Annotated in this window: 14 protein-coding genes; 11 read left to right on the top strand and 3 right to left on the bottom strand. The window is 68.4% G+C overall.

Annotation, left to right across the window (positions count from 1 at the left end):
- Nucleotides 1-109: 109 nt before the first annotated feature.
- Together ACUZ2Y_RS20305 and rarD are read left to right on the top strand one after the other, a co-directional pair.
- Nucleotides 110-1,672 carry a glycosyltransferase family 87 protein gene (locus tag ACUZ2Y_RS20305; protein WP_476321188.1) on the top strand — a complete coding sequence of 521 codons (1,563 nt, stop codon included), beginning with the start codon at nt 110-112 and terminating at the stop codon, nt 1,670-1,672.
- A 67-nt stretch (nt 1,673-1,739) separates the two neighbouring features.
- Nucleotides 1,740-2,645, top strand: a complete 906-nt coding sequence (gene rarD / locus ACUZ2Y_RS20300; RefSeq protein WP_476321186.1) for an EamA family transporter RarD — start codon at nt 1,740-1,742, stop codon at nt 2,643-2,645.
- On the opposite strand, the gene ACUZ2Y_RS20295 is transcribed toward rarD, so the two are convergent.
- Complete coding sequence (locus ACUZ2Y_RS20295) at nt 2,642-4,027, bottom strand: glycosyltransferase family 87 protein (protein WP_476321184.1); 1,386 nt, start codon at nt 4,025-4,027, stop codon at nt 2,642-2,644. The genes rarD and ACUZ2Y_RS20295 overlap by 4 nt on opposite strands.
- Nucleotides 4,028-4,071: 44 nt before the next feature.
- The gene (locus ACUZ2Y_RS20290) at nt 4,072-4,842 is read right to left on the bottom strand and encodes a deoxyribonuclease IV (RefSeq protein WP_476321182.1); all 771 of its coding nucleotides are present in this window, start codon (nt 4,840-4,842) and stop codon (nt 4,072-4,074) included.
- Between the two features lie 163 nt (nt 4,843-5,005).
- Between ACUZ2Y_RS20290 and ACUZ2Y_RS20285 the strand changes: the two genes are divergently transcribed.
- From ACUZ2Y_RS20285 to ACUZ2Y_RS20255, 7 genes are all read left to right on the top strand, one after another.
- Entirely contained in the window at nt 5,006-5,992 is a 987-nt protein-coding gene (locus ACUZ2Y_RS20285; protein ID WP_476321180.1) for a hypothetical protein, read from the top strand.
- 59 nt (nt 5,993-6,051) lie between these two features.
- The gene (locus tag ACUZ2Y_RS20280; RefSeq protein ID WP_476321178.1) at nt 6,052-6,900 is read left to right on the top strand and encodes a hypothetical protein; all 849 of its coding nucleotides are present in this window, start codon (nt 6,052-6,054) and stop codon (nt 6,898-6,900) included.
- 83 nt (nt 6,901-6,983) lie between these two features.
- Entirely contained in the window at nt 6,984-7,274 is a 291-nt protein-coding gene (rpsF, locus tag ACUZ2Y_RS20275; RefSeq protein ID WP_091377087.1) for a 30S ribosomal protein S6, read from the top strand.
- Between the two features lie 19 nt (nt 7,275-7,293).
- Nucleotides 7,294-7,797 (top strand): single-stranded DNA-binding protein, encoded by a 504-nt coding sequence (locus ACUZ2Y_RS20270; RefSeq protein ID WP_187221702.1) that lies wholly within the window; start codon nt 7,294-7,296, stop codon nt 7,795-7,797.
- A 59-nt stretch (nt 7,798-7,856) separates the two neighbouring features.
- The gene (gene rpsR, locus ACUZ2Y_RS20265; RefSeq protein ID WP_054053205.1) at nt 7,857-8,105 is read left to right on the top strand and encodes a 30S ribosomal protein S18; all 249 of its coding nucleotides are present in this window, start codon (nt 7,857-7,859) and stop codon (nt 8,103-8,105) included.
- A gap of 14 nt (nt 8,106-8,119) precedes the next feature.
- Nucleotides 8,120-8,578 carry a 50S ribosomal protein L9 gene (gene rplI, locus ACUZ2Y_RS20260; RefSeq protein WP_187221945.1) on the top strand — a complete coding sequence of 153 codons (459 nt, stop codon included), beginning with the start codon at nt 8,120-8,122 and terminating at the stop codon, nt 8,576-8,578.
- A 368-nt stretch (nt 8,579-8,946) separates the two neighbouring features.
- Nucleotides 8,947-12,861: a replicative DNA helicase gene (locus ACUZ2Y_RS20255; protein WP_476321174.1), complete on the top strand. Its 3,915-nt coding sequence runs from the start codon at nt 8,947-8,949 to the stop codon at nt 12,859-12,861.
- On the opposite strand, the gene ACUZ2Y_RS20250 is transcribed toward ACUZ2Y_RS20255, so the two are convergent.
- Nucleotides 12,828-13,364: a P-loop NTPase family protein gene (locus ACUZ2Y_RS20250; RefSeq protein ID WP_476321172.1), complete on the bottom strand. Its 537-nt coding sequence runs from the start codon at nt 13,362-13,364 to the stop codon at nt 12,828-12,830. The two genes, ACUZ2Y_RS20255 and ACUZ2Y_RS20250, sit on opposite strands and share 34 nt — an antisense overlap.
- Before the next feature lie 127 nt (nt 13,365-13,491).
- On the opposite strand from ACUZ2Y_RS20250, the gene ACUZ2Y_RS20245 reads away from it, so the two are divergent.
- Nucleotides 13,492-14,280, top strand: coding sequence for a dioxygenase family protein (locus ACUZ2Y_RS20245; RefSeq protein ID WP_476321170.1), 789 nt, complete (start codon nt 13,492-13,494; stop codon nt 14,278-14,280).
- Nucleotides 14,281-14,378: 98 nt separating this feature from the next.
- Nucleotides 14,379-15,227: a diguanylate cyclase domain-containing protein gene (locus ACUZ2Y_RS20240; protein ID WP_476321168.1), complete on the top strand. Its 849-nt coding sequence runs from the start codon at nt 14,379-14,381 to the stop codon at nt 15,225-15,227.
- Nucleotides 15,228-15,268: the final 41 nt, after the last annotated feature.

The following is a 15,268-nucleotide window of genomic DNA, read 5'->3' as shown; positions in this document are numbered from 1 at the left end:
GCACAACGGACGGGTGGGCGCCTCAGGCACCCACCCGTCCGTTGTCTGTTGATGAGTAGATCGTCGTTGCCACGTCCCTCCGGCGAGGTTTGCCCGTAGCATCGCGCGCGTGTCAGTCGAAGAGGGTCAGTCGCCCGGGTCAGGGCAGGTGGGGACGGACGACACCGCGTCGCTGGGGCCGCGGGAGCGGGTGCGGCCGACGTGGGGGGAGTCCCTCGCCAGGCACGCGAGCGCGCCGTTCGGTGGGGTGACGGGCAGACACGCGGCCGTCGGCAGGCACTGGTTCTGGACGCCGCTGCGGGCCGCGCTGCTCATCGGGGTGGTGGCGCTGACCCTGGGGTGGTTCGCGAAGGCGCCCTGTATCCAGCAGTACGACGCGGGCAACGGGCAGTTGGAGCTGGACTGGCGCTCCGGCCGCCAGTTCGTCGCGATGTGCTACTCCGACATCGTCCCGCTGTACTCCGCCGAGCGGCTCGACCAGGGCGGCTTCCCGTACCTGACCAGTTGGTTCGACGACGAGGGCAAGCCGACTCAGCACGAGCGGTTCATGGAGTACCCGGTGATCACCGGGATGTTCCAGTGGTTCAACGCCAAGCTCGCGCAGGGCTGGGTGTCGCTGGCCGCCGCCGGGTGGCTGCCGAGCGGGCTGCCGGTGGTCGTCTACTTCGACATCAGCGCGTTCTGGTTGGCGCTGGCCTGGCTGGTGACCATCTGGGCGGTCGCCCGAACGGCCCGGCGCAGACCGTGGGACGCCGCGTTCATCGCGCTGTCGCCGCTGGTGATCGTGCACGCGTTCACCAACTTCGACACCCTCGCGACCGCGTTCGCGGCCGGGGGTCTGCTCGCGTGGGCGCGCAAGAAACCGGTCCTGGCGGGCATCCTGCTCGGGCTTGGTGGCGCGGCGAAGCTGTATCCGTTGTTCCTGCTCGGGCCGCTGCTCGTCCTGTGTATCCGGTCGGGCCACACGAAGGTGTGGATGCGGGCGGCGGTCGCGGCGGTGGTGTCGTGGGCCGCGGTCAACGCGGCGATCTTCCTGCCGGAAGCGACCCGGCGCGGCTGGGGCGAGTTCTTCCGGCGCAACTCGGACCGGGGCGCCGACCCCGACTCGATCTACAACGTGATCATGCATTTCACCGGCTGGCCCGGCTTCGACGGTCCGCTGGCGTTCGGTGAGTCGCCGACGCTGCTGAACCTGGTGACCGCGGGCCTGTTCCTGCTGTGCTGCGCGGGGGTGGCGTTCGTCGCCTGGCACGCGCCGACGCGGCCGCGGGTGGCCCAGCTGGCGTTCCTGGTGGTGGCGGCGTTCCTGCTGACCAACAAGGTGTGGAGTCCGCAGTACTCGCTGTGGCTGGTCCCGATCGCGGTGCTGGCGGTACCGCGCTGGAAACCGCTGCTCGCCTGGATGACGATCGACGCCCTGGTCTGGGCCCCGCGCATGGCCTACTACCTCGGTGAAGGCCAGAAGGGCCTGCCCGAGGACTGGTTCCTGGGGTTCGTCGTCGCTCGCGACATCGCCGTCCTGGCCCTGTGCGCCCTGGTGATCTATGAGATCTACCACCCGGCCCGCGACCTGGTCCGCCAGTACGGCGAGGACGACCCGGCAGGTGGAGTGCTCGACGGCGCCCCGGACCGGTTCACTCTTCCCCGCCGCGCACCCGCCCTCGTGGAATAAGGATGCGGGGTTTCGCGCTGTCCCATGCGAGACTCGCGGAAAATGGTGGGATGATCGGAGGACCCTGGTGTCGGGACAGCGACGAGGTTTCCTCCTCGGCCTCGGCGCGTATCTGACCTGGGGTTTCTTCCCGCTCTACTGGCCACTGCTGGCCCCGGCCGGTCCGATCGAGATCCTCGCCCACCGCATCGTCTGGTCGCTGCTGGCCGTCGCGGGCCTGACCATCGTCGCCCGGCGCTGGACTCGACTCAAAGCCGTCTTCGGCGACCGCCGCAGGCTGGCGTTCATCGGCGTCGGCGCCGTGGTCATCGCGGTCAACTGGGGCGTCTACATCTACGGCGTCAACAGCGGGCAGGTCGTCGAGACCTCCCTCGGGTACTTCATCAACCCGCTGGTGACGATCCTGCTCGGCGTGGTCGTCCTCGGCGAACGGCTGCGGCCCTGGCAGTGGGTCGGGCTCGCCATCGCGTTCGCCGCGGTGGTGGAGCTGACCTTCGACTACGGCCGGGTGCCCTGGATCGCGGTGACGCTGGCGTTCTCCTTCGCCACCTACGGTCTGATGAAGAAGAAGGCCGACGTCGGGTCGACCGAGGGCCTCACGATCGAGACGATGGTGCTGGCACCCCTCGCGCTGACGTTCCTGCTCGCGGGCGGCGGCGGCACGTTCGGCCACGCGGGCTGGCCGCAGGCCGCCCTGCTGGTCGGCACGGGCGTGATCACCGCGATCCCGCTGCTGATGTTCGGCACGGCCGCGACGAAGGTGTCCATGACGACGCTCGGCCTGCTGCAGTACACCGCGCCGATCGTCCAGTTCGCCGTCGGCCTGCTGGTCTTCCACGAAGCCATGACGACGGCACGCTGGGTCGGGTTCGGCCTGGTGTGGCTGGCCCTGGCCGTGATCACCGTGGAAGCACTGGTGAGCAGGCGCCGTGCGGCGCTGCGCCCGATCGAACGGCAAGCGGAGCTCGTCTAGACCCGGGACGGCGCCTCGATCTCGACCTCGTCCTCGTCGACCGCGGAATCCGCCGTGAGGAATGCGATGAACAGGCCCACCAACAGCCCCGCGCGCCCCCACACACCGATCATGACCAGCTGCGCGCTGAAGCTGTCGTAGACGCCGGAGGGCAGCCTGGCCGCGATCCGCGCGAACCACAGGAAGATGCCGACGCCCATGGCGAAGTCGGCGACGAAGTACGCCGCGATCCAGCCCCAGCGGATCTTCAGCAGGACGAACATCGGGACCAGCCACAGCGTGTACTGCGGCGAGTGGACCTTGTGCAGGAGCAGGAAGCCGCACAGCATCGCCGCGGACACCGCGACCCACGGGTATGTGCGTTCCCGCTGGTAGCGGACCCAGCCGATGGCGCACGCGGCGGCGAACGACGCGAACACCAGGACCGGTGAGGCGAAACTGATGAACTCCTGCACCGAGTCGTTGCCCGGGTCGGAGTCCGGCCGCAAGCCCCAGAACCAGATCGAGTTGGCCGTGATGTCGGCCTTGCGCTGGCCCTGGAAGACGAACGACGCCAGCCAGCCCTCGAAACCCGCGACCGCGAACGGGATGTTGACCGCGATCGCCGTCCCCATCGCGATCAGCGCCACCCGGACCATGCCCGCCACGTCGCGGGCCTTGCCCTCGGCCAGCTCCTTGCCGCCGCGCCCGCCGGTCAGGACATAGAGCATCAGCGGGAGAACGAAGATCGCCGGATACAGCTTGAACGCGAACCCGAGACCGAGCAGCACCGCGCTGACCGACGCGCGCTGGATCAGCGGGCGGTCGACACCGCGCTTGCCCCAGCCGCGGTGCACGACGTAGACCGCCGCGACCGCGCACAGCACGACCGGGAGCTCCCAGTTGTGGAACGCGTAGAGCACCAGCGGCGGCGACAGCGCCCAGATCAGCGCCCGCCAGCGCGAGAGCCTGCCGAGCAGCCACGCCGTCGCCAGGCCGAAGGGGGCCATGAGCAGCGCGGACGCCAGCAGGAAGGCCGCGTCGGTGTCGGCGAACAGCGCGCCCGCCCAGATCATCAGCCCGGTGAGCACCGGGTATTCGACCGTACCGCCGACCAGCTCGCCGTTCTCGTTGATCGACCCGTGCACGTACGGGAACACATGGCGGTCGACGTCGCGGCCGATCCAGAGGAACTGGATGTCGGAATAGCAGACGTCGGCGTACTTGCGCTCGTGGAAGTCGGGCCCGCTGCGTCCCCAGTCGTCGAACTCGGGGCCCGCACATCTGTCCTTGTTCGCGAAGCCGAGTAGCAGGGTGAACCCGCAGAGAAGCACGAGCAGGGCGAGTGACGCGCGACCGAGCCGGAGCACCGTCGACGAACGGTCCTGCGGTGCCTCGGGCACTGCGCTTTCCGCCTTCCCTGACACCGTCACCCCCGCGGGCACGCTCACCGGCCGAGTGCCTCGCGCAGGAACGCGATGTCCTCCGCCTGGCCGTCGGACGGGGTCTCGACCACCACCGGGGCGCCTGCCGCCGCGACCACGTCGACGAGTTGCTTTGCGTCGATCGTGCCAGTCTTGATGTTGGCGTGCCGGTCCCGGGTCGAGCCGAACTCGTCGCGGGAGCTGTTCAGGTGCACCAGGTCGATCCGCCCTGTGATTCGCATCACCCGATCGGTGATGTCGACCAGATCCTCGCCCGCCGCGAACGCGTGGCAGGTGTCGAGGCAGAACCCGGCGCCGAACTCGCCGACCGCGTCCCACAGCCGGGCGAGCATGTCGAAGCGGCGGGCCATGGCGTTGTCGCCGCCCGCGGTGTTCTCGATCAGGATCGGCACCGCGAAGCCGCCGTCGGCCTGCTGCCGCTCGAAGAACTTGCGCCAGTTGTCGATGCCGATCGAGGGGTCCTCGTCGGCACCAAGATGGCCGCCGTGCACGACCAGGCCCTTGGCTCCGACCTGGGCCGCGCCTTCCGCGTGCTGCACGACGAGCTTTCGCGACGGGATGCGAATGCGATTGTTTGTCGACGCGATGTTCACCCGATAGGGAGAATGGATGAACACCGTCAGATCGGACGCGAGCAACTCCGCGGTCTGCGGGTGAGGCTGCGGTGCCTTGAAGCTCTGCGGGTCGGACAGGAAGAACTGGACGACCTCGGCCTCGCGCTCGCGCGCGGCACCGACGGGGTCGTAGTCGCGGACATGGGCACCGATGCTCATGGATCGCGAGCGTAGTCGTCAGCACCCACAGACAGGACCCTCGGTGGCAAGCCGATGCTCTTCACGGGTGATTCGCACCTAATCAGGCCTGGTCGCCGTCACGATGAGCGGTTACCGTCGTTACTTTCACTGAAGCTACTTGTCGGTATCCGAAGGGGTGACCATGCGACGCCGCTACAAGACGTTCGCCACCGGCCTCGTTCTCGCCATCAGCGCGGCGACGGGGAGCCTGGTCATGTCGTCGGGCACCGCGGCGGCGGCCGACCCCATCGTCGTGGGCAGCTGCGGGGCGAGCATCCAGGGCACGCCCGGCCAGCCCGTGGCACTGAGCCCCTCGGCGCTGCTGAGCCCGATCACCAACGTCCTCAACAGCCTCCCGCTGGTCAAGGTCACCCTCGCACCGCTGGTCAACGGCGTGCTCGCCTCGATGGGGCCGATCCCGATCGGCGCGCTGCCCAACGGCAGCGGCACCATCGGCGGCTCCAGCATCGGCGACGCGGTCACCAACGCGCTGGCCCGAACCGCGCTCGCACCCATCGCCAACGCCGTCGGCTCGGCCATGGCGTCCAGCTGCACCGTCCTGGTCAAGGGCGTCAACACGGTCGTCGCCCCCGTCCAAGAGGGCTCAAAGACCGTCGCGGGCGCGATCGAGCAGGGCGCCGCGGCGCTGCCGCTGCCCGGCAACCCGACCAACCCGACACAGCCCCCCGGCACCACCAACCCCGGCGCCCCCGGCGGCAGCGGTCCTGGCGGCACCAACGGCGGAGGCAGCCCCGGCGCGCTCCCGGGCTCGAACCAGCCCGTGATCGGCGGCGTCCCCAGCGGGGGCGGCATGTTCTTCAGCCCCAACTACAACTTCGGTCGCTCGCCGATGGCCGACTACTCGAACCTGCCGTTCGCCAAAGCCGGGCTATTCGCCCCGTCGCCCGGCGTCCGATACGGCGGCGGCGTCCCCGGCTACTCGCCGCAGTTCGGCATCCTCGGCGCGAACAACGACACCGACGGCGTCCAGGCCGCGGGCCACGCCGACGCGCTCACCCCGCTCAGTGGCAACCGCATCGCGTTCCCGATCCTGCTCGCCGTGCTGGCCCTGTCCGGCGTGACCGCGGCACTGGTCCGCACCTGGGTTCTTCGCCGCATGACCGCATGACTTGATCGCCGGTCTATCGTTCACCCGATAGTGGCGTACGACACGAAAGGGTGCACCGGGTGCGGCGACTGATCTGCTCTGCTCTCGCATTGCTCGCCGCGGGTGCCGCGGTCTCCCTCGGACCGGCGCAGGCCAGTGCGGCCCCCATACCGTTCGTCGCCGTGGACTGCTCCCAGTCCGTCATCGCCTTCAAGGGCCAGCCGGTCACGCTCGCCCGGCTCGCGGTAGCCGGGCTGGTCAGCCAGGCCGTCCGCGAGACCGAGGGCCTGGGCGCCTTGCGCGGCACCGCGGTCGGCGTCGCCTTCCCGCTCGGCGCGTCGATCCCCGTCGGCGAGGTCCCCGACGGCACCGGCGAGATCCCCGGGTCCGCGATCGCGGACGCCGTGGCGACCGTCGTGCGGCCGATGCGGGAGCTGGTCCCGCATACCGACGCCGCGGTCGCGCGCGTCCACCAGCTGGTCACGGAGAAGTGCGGCATGACGGTGCGCGCGCTCAACCCGTCCAAGACCGCTCCCGGCACCAAGCCCGGCGGCCCGTCCGCCAACCCCACGCTGACCCCGAACGCACAGCCCGTCGGCGGCTACACGGTTCCCGACCAGCTCCGGCTCTACGACGGCGCCGCGCTCGCCGGGGCCGCCAAGCGCGACTACGGGTCGATCCCGTTCGCCAAGGCGGGCCTGTTCGTGCCCTCGCCCAGCGCCCGCTACGGCAGCGTCCCCGGCTACAACCCCGAGTTCGGTCTCCTGAGCGACAGCACTGACAACGCGGCCTTCCGCACGGCGGGCGACGCCCAGGCGCTGCCGGTGGGCGCGGGCAACACCGTCGGCCTGCCGATCCTGCTGGCCGTTCTCGCGTTGTCGGTGGTCACTGGTGCACTGGTCCGCACGTGGGTGCTGCGCAGGGCCTGACCGGCCGCTGTTACGCTCTGTCCGCAGACCCTCCTGCCACGGAACGTCCGTGGCCGCGAGTCCACAGGAGGTGAGTGGTCTTCATGCGTCATTACGAGGTTATGGTCATCCTCGACCCCACACTCGACGAGCGCACTGTCGCTCCGTCGCTCGACACGTTCCTCAACGTGATCCGCACGTCGGGCGGAAACGTCGAGAAGGTCGAAATCTGGGGCAAGCGCCGCCTGTCCTTCGAGATCAAGAAGCACGCCGAAGGCATCTACGCCGTGCTCGACATCATCTCGGAGCCCGCGGCTGTGAAGGAGCTGGACCGCCAGCTGTCCCTGCAGGAATCCGTGCTGCGGACCAAGGTCATGCGGCGCGAGAACGCCTGACGGGACCAGGAGGCAAACGATGGCTGGTGACACGACGATCACGGTGGTCGGAAATCTGACCGCCGATCCAGAATTGCGCTTCACCCCGTCGGGTGCTGCCGTGGCCAGCTTCACGGTCGCGTCCACCCCCCGCACGTTCGATAAGGCGAGCGGCGAGTGGAAAGACGGCGAAGCGCTCTTCCTGCGGTGCAACATCTGGCGACAGGCGGCCGAGAACGTGGCCGAGTCGCTGACCCGCGGTTCGCGGGTGATCGTGAGCGGACGGCTCAAGCAGCGGTCTTACGAGACCCGCGAGGGCGAGAAGCGCACGGTCATCGAGCTTGAGGTCGACGAGGTCGGCCCCTCGCTCAAGTACGCGACCGCCAAGGTAAACAAGGTCAGCCGAGGCACCGGTGGTGGCGGCGGCGGTTACGGCGGCGGTGGCTCCGGCCAGTCCGCTCCGCCCGCTGACGACCCGTGGGGCTCCGCACCTCCGTCAGGCGGCGGTGGCGGCGGCGGCTTCAACGACGAGCCTCCTTTCTAAAGCGCACTGCACCGCGCTCACCCCAGACTCTTTCACTAGATAGAACCCAGGAGTAAGACGTGGCCAAGCCACCGATTCGCAAGCCCAAGAAGAAGGTCTGCGTGTTCTGCAAGGACGTGAAGAAGGACCGTCCGGTGAACATCGACTACAAGGACACCACGCTGCTGCGCAAGTACATCTCCGACCGCGGCAAGATCCGCGCGCGTCGGGTGACCGGCAACTGCAGCCAGCACCAGCGCGACGTCGCCATCGCGGTGAAGAACGCTCGCGAGGTCGCCCTGCTTCCCTACACCTCGACCGCTCGCTGATCAGGAGGAGACGCATCATGAAGCTCATCCTCACCACTGACGTGAGTGGACTTGGTGGCCCCGGCGACGCCGTCGAGGTCAAGGACGGCTACGGCCGCAACTACCTGCTGCCCAAGGGCTACGCGATCCTCGCCACCAAGGGTGCCGAGAAGCAGGTCCAGGTCATCCGCCGGGCCCAGGAGGCCAGCCGGATCCGCGACCTCGACCACGCCAAGGAGGTCAAGGGCGCGCTGACCGCATTGGGCAGCGTGCCGCTGGCCGCCAAGGCCGCGTCGAACTCGGGCAAGCTGTTCGGCTCGATCACCACGGCCGACATCGTCGCCGCCGTCAAGGCGGCCGGTGGCCCGGTGCTCGACAAGCGCGCGATCGACCTCGCCGGCCACATCAAGACGGTCGGCAAGCACTCGGTCAACGTGCGGCTCCACCCGGACGTCACCGCCGCCTTCACCGTCGAGGTGAACGCGGCGGGCTGACCCCCGTCCCACCGAATCCGCCCCTTCCGCCGCGAGCGGGAGGGGCGGTTTCGTGTCGGTGCCCACTGTCCCCAAGTTGTCCACAGGTCGTGTTCACCCACTGGGGTGACGCCCGCGGCGACACGCCGAAGCAGCGATTAATCGCGACACGCCGGACGATCGTGGGAGAGTTTTCTCCACACCTTGTACACAGCCTCTGACCTGGGCGTTCTTGTGAGACTGGTGTAGTTATCCCCAAGTTGTACACAGGTACGCGGGCAGCTGTACGCAGGTGGCCCAAACCATCCACAGGTTATCCACAGTTGTGTCCCCAAGGCCGTTTGCAAGCGGCCGATCGGGGGTTCTAGCGTCGGCACGGCGGCACCGAAATGTCGCCGTGCCGACGTACCGTCGGACCGAACAGATGTACGAAGGAGGGCCGCGTGGCGCTGACCGATGACCGCTCTTTGCCGCCGATGCCGAGCGGCCCCGAGCACGGTCTCGACCGGCAGCCACCGCAGGACCTCGCGGCCGAACAGAGCGTGCTCGGCGGCATGATGCTGTCCAAGGACGCCATCGCCGACGTGATCGAGGCCCTGCGCCCCGGCGACTTCTACCGTCCGGCGCACCAGATGATCTACGACTGCGTGCTCGACCTGTACGGCCGCGGCGAACCCGCCGACCCGATCATGGTCTCCGCCGAACTCGAACGCCGCGGCGAACTCCGCCGAGTCGGCGGCGCCCCGTACCTGCACACGTTGATCGCCACGGTGCCGACAGCGGCCAACGCCGGCTACTACGCGGAGATCGTCGCGGAGAAGGCGATCCTGCGCAGGCTCGTCGAAGCGGGAACCCGCATCGTCCAACTCGGCTACCAGGGCGCCGAGGGCGCCGACGTCACCGAGATCGTCGACCGCGCGCAGGCCTCGATCTACGAGGTCACCGAACGCAGCATGAGCGAGGACTACGTCGCGCTCGAGGAACTGCTGCAGCCCACCATGGACGAGATCGACGCCATCGCCTCCCGCGGCGGCAACTCCCTGGGCATCCCCACCGGCTTCGCCGACTTGGACGAGGTCACCAACGGCCTACACCCCGGCCAGATGATCATCGTCGCGGCGCGACCTGGTGTTGGCAAGGCGCTGGCGCTGGACACGCCGCTGCCCACACCCACGGGCTGGACCACCATGGGCGAGGTCAAGGTCGGCAACGAGCTGATCGACGCCGAGGGCAAAGCCACCCGGGTCGTCGGCGCGACCGACGTGATGGTCGGGCGCCCGTGTTTCGAGGTCGAGTTCAGCGACGGCACCGTGATCGTCGCGGACGCCGAACACCAGTGGCTGACCAGCACGCGAGCGGCCCGCCGCGCCGCCGCCGGGCCGTCCTCCGAGATCCGCACCACAGCCGAACTCGCGGCGTCCGTCCGGTGCGAGACCAGCGACCGCCGGGCCAACCATGCTGTGGCGCTGACCGCGCCGCTGTTTTTCGCGGAGGCCGATCTCCCGGTCCCGCCTTATGTGCTCGGCGCCTGGCTGGGTGATGGCGACTCTGCCGGGGCTCGGTTCACCACGAACGATCCCGAGATCATCTGCCACATCGAGGCGACCGGGATCGAGGCCCACGAGTACGGCAACATGCGCTACCACCTGCGCCTTCCGACTCCCGAGCCGGTGGCCGCGAAACTGTGCGTCGTCTGCGGGGTGTCCTTCGTCCCGCGTACGAGCGAACTGAAAACCTGTGGCCGAAGCTGCGGTGGCAAGTCCCGCTTCGTGTCCGCGCCCGTCCCGGCGCCGCACTGTCGGGACTGCGGCAATCCGTCGACCGGTGGTCGCCTGTGCCAGCCGTGCACCTGGGAACACGGGTCGCTGCAGGCCATCCTGCGGACGATCGGCGTGCTCGGCGACAAGCACATTCCCGCTTCGTACCTTCGTTCGTCCGAATCCCAGCGGCGCGCGCTCCTCGCCGGACTGCTTGACACCGATGGGACGGTCACGGCCACGGGTTCCGCCCAGATTTCGGTCACCGACCGCCGGCTCGCCTACGACATCCACGAGCTGATCGTCGGGCTCGGCTACCGCTGTCGCATCCGAACCAAGCGGGTCGCGGGACCTAACGAAGACCGTTCCACGGCGTACACGATGACGTTCACTCCGCAGGACCGCGTGTTCCAGCTCGAACGCAAGCACCTGCTGCAGAAGGACCGGATGTCGGACCGCCCGAGCCGCCCGGCGGTTCGGCACATCGTGGATGTCCGGCCGATCGCCTCAGTTCCGGTGCGCTGCGTCGAGGTGGACAACGCGAATCACCTTTACCTCGCCAGTCGGTCGATGATCCCGACGCACAATTCGACCCTGGGTTTGGATTTCGCGCGGTCCTGCTCGATCAAGCACGGTATGAGCAGCGTCATCTTCTCCCTGGAAATGAGCAAGACCGAGATCGTCATGCGCATGCTCTCCGCCGAGGCGCGCATTCGGCTCGGGGATATGCGCGGTGGTCGGATGAGCGACGACGACTGGACGCGACTGGCTCGGCGGATGAGTGAGATCAGTGAGGCGCCGATCTTTGTCGACGACTCGCCCAACATGACGATGATGGAGATCCGGGCAAAGGCTCGGCGGCTCAAGCAGCGGCATGATCTGAAGCTGGTCGTGGTCGACTACCTGCAGCTGATGACCTCCGGCAAGCGAGTCGAGTCGCGGCAGCAGGAAGTCTCCGAGTTCTCCCGGCAGCTCAAGCTGTTGGCCAAGGAGATCGAGGTGCCGGTGATCGCGATCAGTCAGCTGAACCGTGGTCCCGAACAGCGAACCGACAAGCGGCCGATGCTGTCCGACCTGCGTGAATCCGGCTGCATGACGCTCGGCACTCGAATCCTGCGCGCCGACACTGGTGTCGAGAGCACATTCGGCGAGTTGCTTGGGTCCGGCGAACTGCCGGTGGTGTGGAGCCTCGACGAGCGCCTGCGCATGGTTCCGCGCGCCATGTCGGCCGTGTTCGCCAGCGGGGTAAAGGAGGTCTTTCGGCTTCGTCTTGCCTCAGGTCGCGAGGTCGAGGCGAGCGCCAACCACCCGTTCCTGACCGTCGACGGCTGGGTCGCGCTCGGTGAACTCGCGGCGGGAGATCGGCTCGCGGTGCCTCGGCGAACGCCGGAACCGCTCGAACCGGCCGCACTACCCGATGCCGAAGTGATCATGCTTGGACACCTGATCGGCGACGGGTCTTTCGTGCGCCGCCAGCCGATCCGTTACGCGAGCACCGACGAGGCGAACCTCTCCGCGGTCGCGGAAGCAGCCAAGCACTTCGGTATCACCGCCGTCCGAGATGACTATCCCGCAGCCAGGTGTACGTCACTGCGTTTGCCCGCACCGTTCCGCCTTACCCACGGCAAGCGAAACCCCATCGCCGCCTGGCTCGACGGGTTTGGGCTGTTCGGCTTGCGCAGCCACGAGAAGTTCGTTCCCGACCGGATCTTCTCCCTGCCGACGCCTCAGGTCGCCATGTTCGTGCGCCACCTGTGGGCGACCGACGGATCGGTGCGGTGGGACGAGAAAGCAGGCCAAGCGCGGATCTATTACGCCTCGACCAGCCGCCGGCTCGTCGACGACCTTTCACACCTACTGCTCAGGTTCGGCATTCACGCACGGATCAAGCGGAACACCAAGCCCGGCTATCGCGACAACTGGCACCTCTACATCGACGGCGCAGAGAACCAACTCGAGTTCGTGGACCGGATCGGTGTGCACGGGCTTCGCGGTATCGCTGCGGAAGTCGTCGCGGGCCACCTTCGGATGATCACCGGCAACACCAACCGGGACACCGTTCCGCGCGAGGTATGGGATCGCGTCAAGACGCTCCTCGACTCTCGACGAATGACGCACCGGGAGTCCGCCGCCGCCATGGGTTCGAGGTTCTGTGGCTCCGCGATGTGGAAGCACGCACCAAGCCGGTCACGGTTGGGTCGAGTGGCCGCTGTGCTCGACGACGTCGAACTTGACCTGCTGGCGACGAACGACGTGTTCTGGGACGAGGTTGTCGAGGTCGAAAGTCTTGGTGTGCAGTCGGTGTACGACGCGACGGTTCCCGGGACCCACAGCTTCGTGGCCAATGGAATTCATGCCCATAACTCGCTTGAGCAGGACGCGGACATCGTGCTGCTGATCAACCGGCCCGATGCCTGGGATCGGGACGACCCGCGGGCGGGTGAGGCGGACTTGATCATCGCCAAGCACCGTGCCGGACCGACGGCGACTGTGGTGGTCGCCCACCAACTGCACTACAGCCGGTTCGCGGACCTCGCCCAGGGCTGAGCGCCCACCCAGCGCCGGACATCGCCCGCGCTGGTGAAGTGGACGATGTCGACGTTCGGGTGTGCCTCGGTCAGCGCGCGGGTTTTGGCGCTGGTCGCGGCGTGCTGTGACCAGGCCCAGCGGATCGGGTGCTCGGGGTCGGCCCACTCGCGCCAGTTTTCGGTGTTGCCGTTGAAGAGTTCGCGGCCGGTGACCGCTCGGGCGAGGCTGCGGCGGATCACCCGGTGCATGACCGTCCGGCGCGGCAGGTCGAGCCAGAGCAGGGTGTCGGCGCGTTCCCACAGCAGGTTTCCGAGGAACCGCTGGTACTGCGCTTCGCAGACCCAGCGGTCAGTGCGGGCGAAGGCAGCGACGTCGGACTCGAACTCGGGGCGCTTGACCCAGCCCGGACCGTGGTGCAGCGCGTCGAGTTCGTAGCGGGGCAGGCCGAGCCCGGTCGCGACGCGCCGGGCGAGGGTGGTCTTGCCGGAACCGGACACCCCGGCGATCAGGACGCGTCGCACCCGGTCACTTTACGGCGGTGATCTCACTGAAGGTGAGCAGGTAAACGCGGTCCTGACCTTGCTCGGAATACTTCGGCCCCCGCCCGCGTCGTGTATGTTGAACATTCAACCTCTACGGGATGGCGACATGACCACGTCGAGCAGGCAGCCGGTCCTCTATCTCAGCCACGGCGCGCCGCCGCTGGCTGACGACCAGCTGTGGACTCGCCAGCTCGCCGAGTGGTCTTCGACCATCGACAAGCCGACGGCGATCCTCGTCGTGTCCGCGCACTGGGAAGAGGCGCCGCTGACCCTGGGCGCCACCGAGACCGTCCCGCTGGTCTACGACTTCGGCGGCTTCCCCGAGCGCTTCTACCAGGTGAAATACCCCGCTCCCGGGGCGCCGGAACTGGCCGCCAAGGTTCGCGGTCTGCTGCGCGGCCCGAGCACACCGACCGCCGACGACCCGCACCGCGGACTCGACCACGGCGCGTACGTCCCGCTGGTGGAGATGTACCCCGGTGCTGACGTTCCGGTGTTGCAGATCTCCATGCCCACACTCGAGCCCGCCGCGCTTATCGACATCGGCCGCAGGCTCGCGCCGCTGCGCGACGAGGGCGTGCTGATCGTCGGCAGCGGGTTCTTCACTCACAACCTGCGCGCGATGACCCCGCACCTCGGCCCGGACCACGCGCCGCCGTCGTGGTCGAGCGAGTTCGACGACTGGGGTGACCGGGTGATCGACTCCGGCGACTTCGACTCGCTGATCGACTTCGAGCGCAAGGCGCCCGCGGCTCGGCTCGCGCATCCGCGCACCGAGCATTTCGCGCCGCTGTTCGTCGCGCTTGGCGCCACTGTGGACACTCTTCGCGCCCAGCGTTCGATGATCGAGGGGTTCTGGTTCGGTTTGGCGAAGCGCTCTTGGCAATTCGATTGACCAAAGATCACCGGTACGGGTGGTATCCGGTGCTTGAATTGGTATAGGTGGACAGGGAAGGGTTCTGCGCAAGTCTCAGCGACGGAAGGCGCGGGCCGATGAGCGCGGTTCACCTAGCGGCACCCCTCGTGCCGGATTCCGGTTGGGACGACCTCGTCGCGGAACTCCCGTATGGGCTGGGCCTGCACGACGAGCACGGGTCCGTGGTCGTGGCGAACGCCAGCGCCGCGGAGTTGCTCGACCTGCCGCCGCACCATTTGCGCGCGGGCACGAACCCGCCCGACTGGCGGCTGTGCGACGACTCCGGCTCCCCGGTTCCGAGCATGCCGGAGCTGGCCCGCCAGATCGGTCGCGCGGGATCGTCGACGACGATGCCGTTCGTGGTGACCCGGGTGAACACCCCGTACCGCAGGCTGTGGGCCGACATCCACCCGGTCACGCACCGGGGACGCGGGATGACGCTGATGGTGATCCGCCCGGTCGAGTCCGAGCCGGTGCGGTGCCTGCTCGACCCGACCACCGGACTGCCGCACCGCGCGCTGCTGTTCGACCGGATCGAGCAGAGCCTGGTGCGAGCCCGGGTCCACGGGACGCGGACCACGCTGGTGCTCGCGGATCTTCGCGGCCTGGGCAAGGTCAACCGGGATCTCGGCTTCGACCGCGGCGACGAGTTGTTGGCGCTGCTGGCCGACCGGCTGCGGTCGGGGCTGCGGGCCGACCAGACCGTCGCCCGCTACACCGGTGGGACGTTCGCCGTGGTCACCGATCATCCATCGGGAACCGGCGACCACCTCGCCGCCCGGATCCGTGAGGTCGCCGCGGGTGCCGCACGCATCGGTGACCAGGAGATCGAACCGGATCTTCGGACCGGGTGGTCGACCAGCGGCGGCGACGGCACGGTGCACCGCCTGGTGTCCCAAGCCGAGACTCGGCTGCGCGAAAGCTGAACGAACACAAGAAAGGCCCCGCCGTGGCGAATTCCAGGGGT

The sequence above is a fragment of the Actinokineospora sp. UV203 genome (assembly GCF_056323665.1).
This window is presented reverse-complemented; position numbering and strand designations above follow the sequence as displayed.

What these genes read in the sequence shown, in the direction of transcription:
- ACUZ2Y_RS20240 (WP_476321168.1), top strand. Translation starts at nt 14,379, where the DNA reads ATGAGCGCGGTTCACCTAGCGGCACCCCTCGTGCCGGATTCCGGTTGG.
- ACUZ2Y_RS20245 (WP_476321170.1), top strand. Translation starts at nt 13,492, where the DNA reads ATGACCACGTCGAGCAGGCAGCCGGTCCTCTATCTCAGCCACGGCGCG.
- ACUZ2Y_RS20285 (WP_476321180.1), top strand. Translation starts at nt 5,006, where the DNA reads ATGCGACGCCGCTACAAGACGTTCGCCACCGGCCTCGTTCTCGCCATC.
- ACUZ2Y_RS20270 (WP_187221702.1), top strand. Translation starts at nt 7,294, where the DNA reads ATGGCTGGTGACACGACGATCACGGTGGTCGGAAATCTGACCGCCGAT.
- ACUZ2Y_RS20255 (WP_476321174.1), top strand. Translation starts at nt 8,947, where the DNA reads ATGTCGCCGTGCCGACGTACCGTCGGACCGAACAGATGTACGAAGGAG.
- rpsF (WP_091377087.1), top strand. Translation starts at nt 6,984, where the DNA reads ATGCGTCATTACGAGGTTATGGTCATCCTCGACCCCACACTCGACGAG.
- ACUZ2Y_RS20290 (WP_476321182.1), bottom strand. Translation starts at nt 4,842, where the DNA reads ATGAGCATCGGTGCCCATGTCCGCGACTACGACCCCGTCGGTGCCGCG.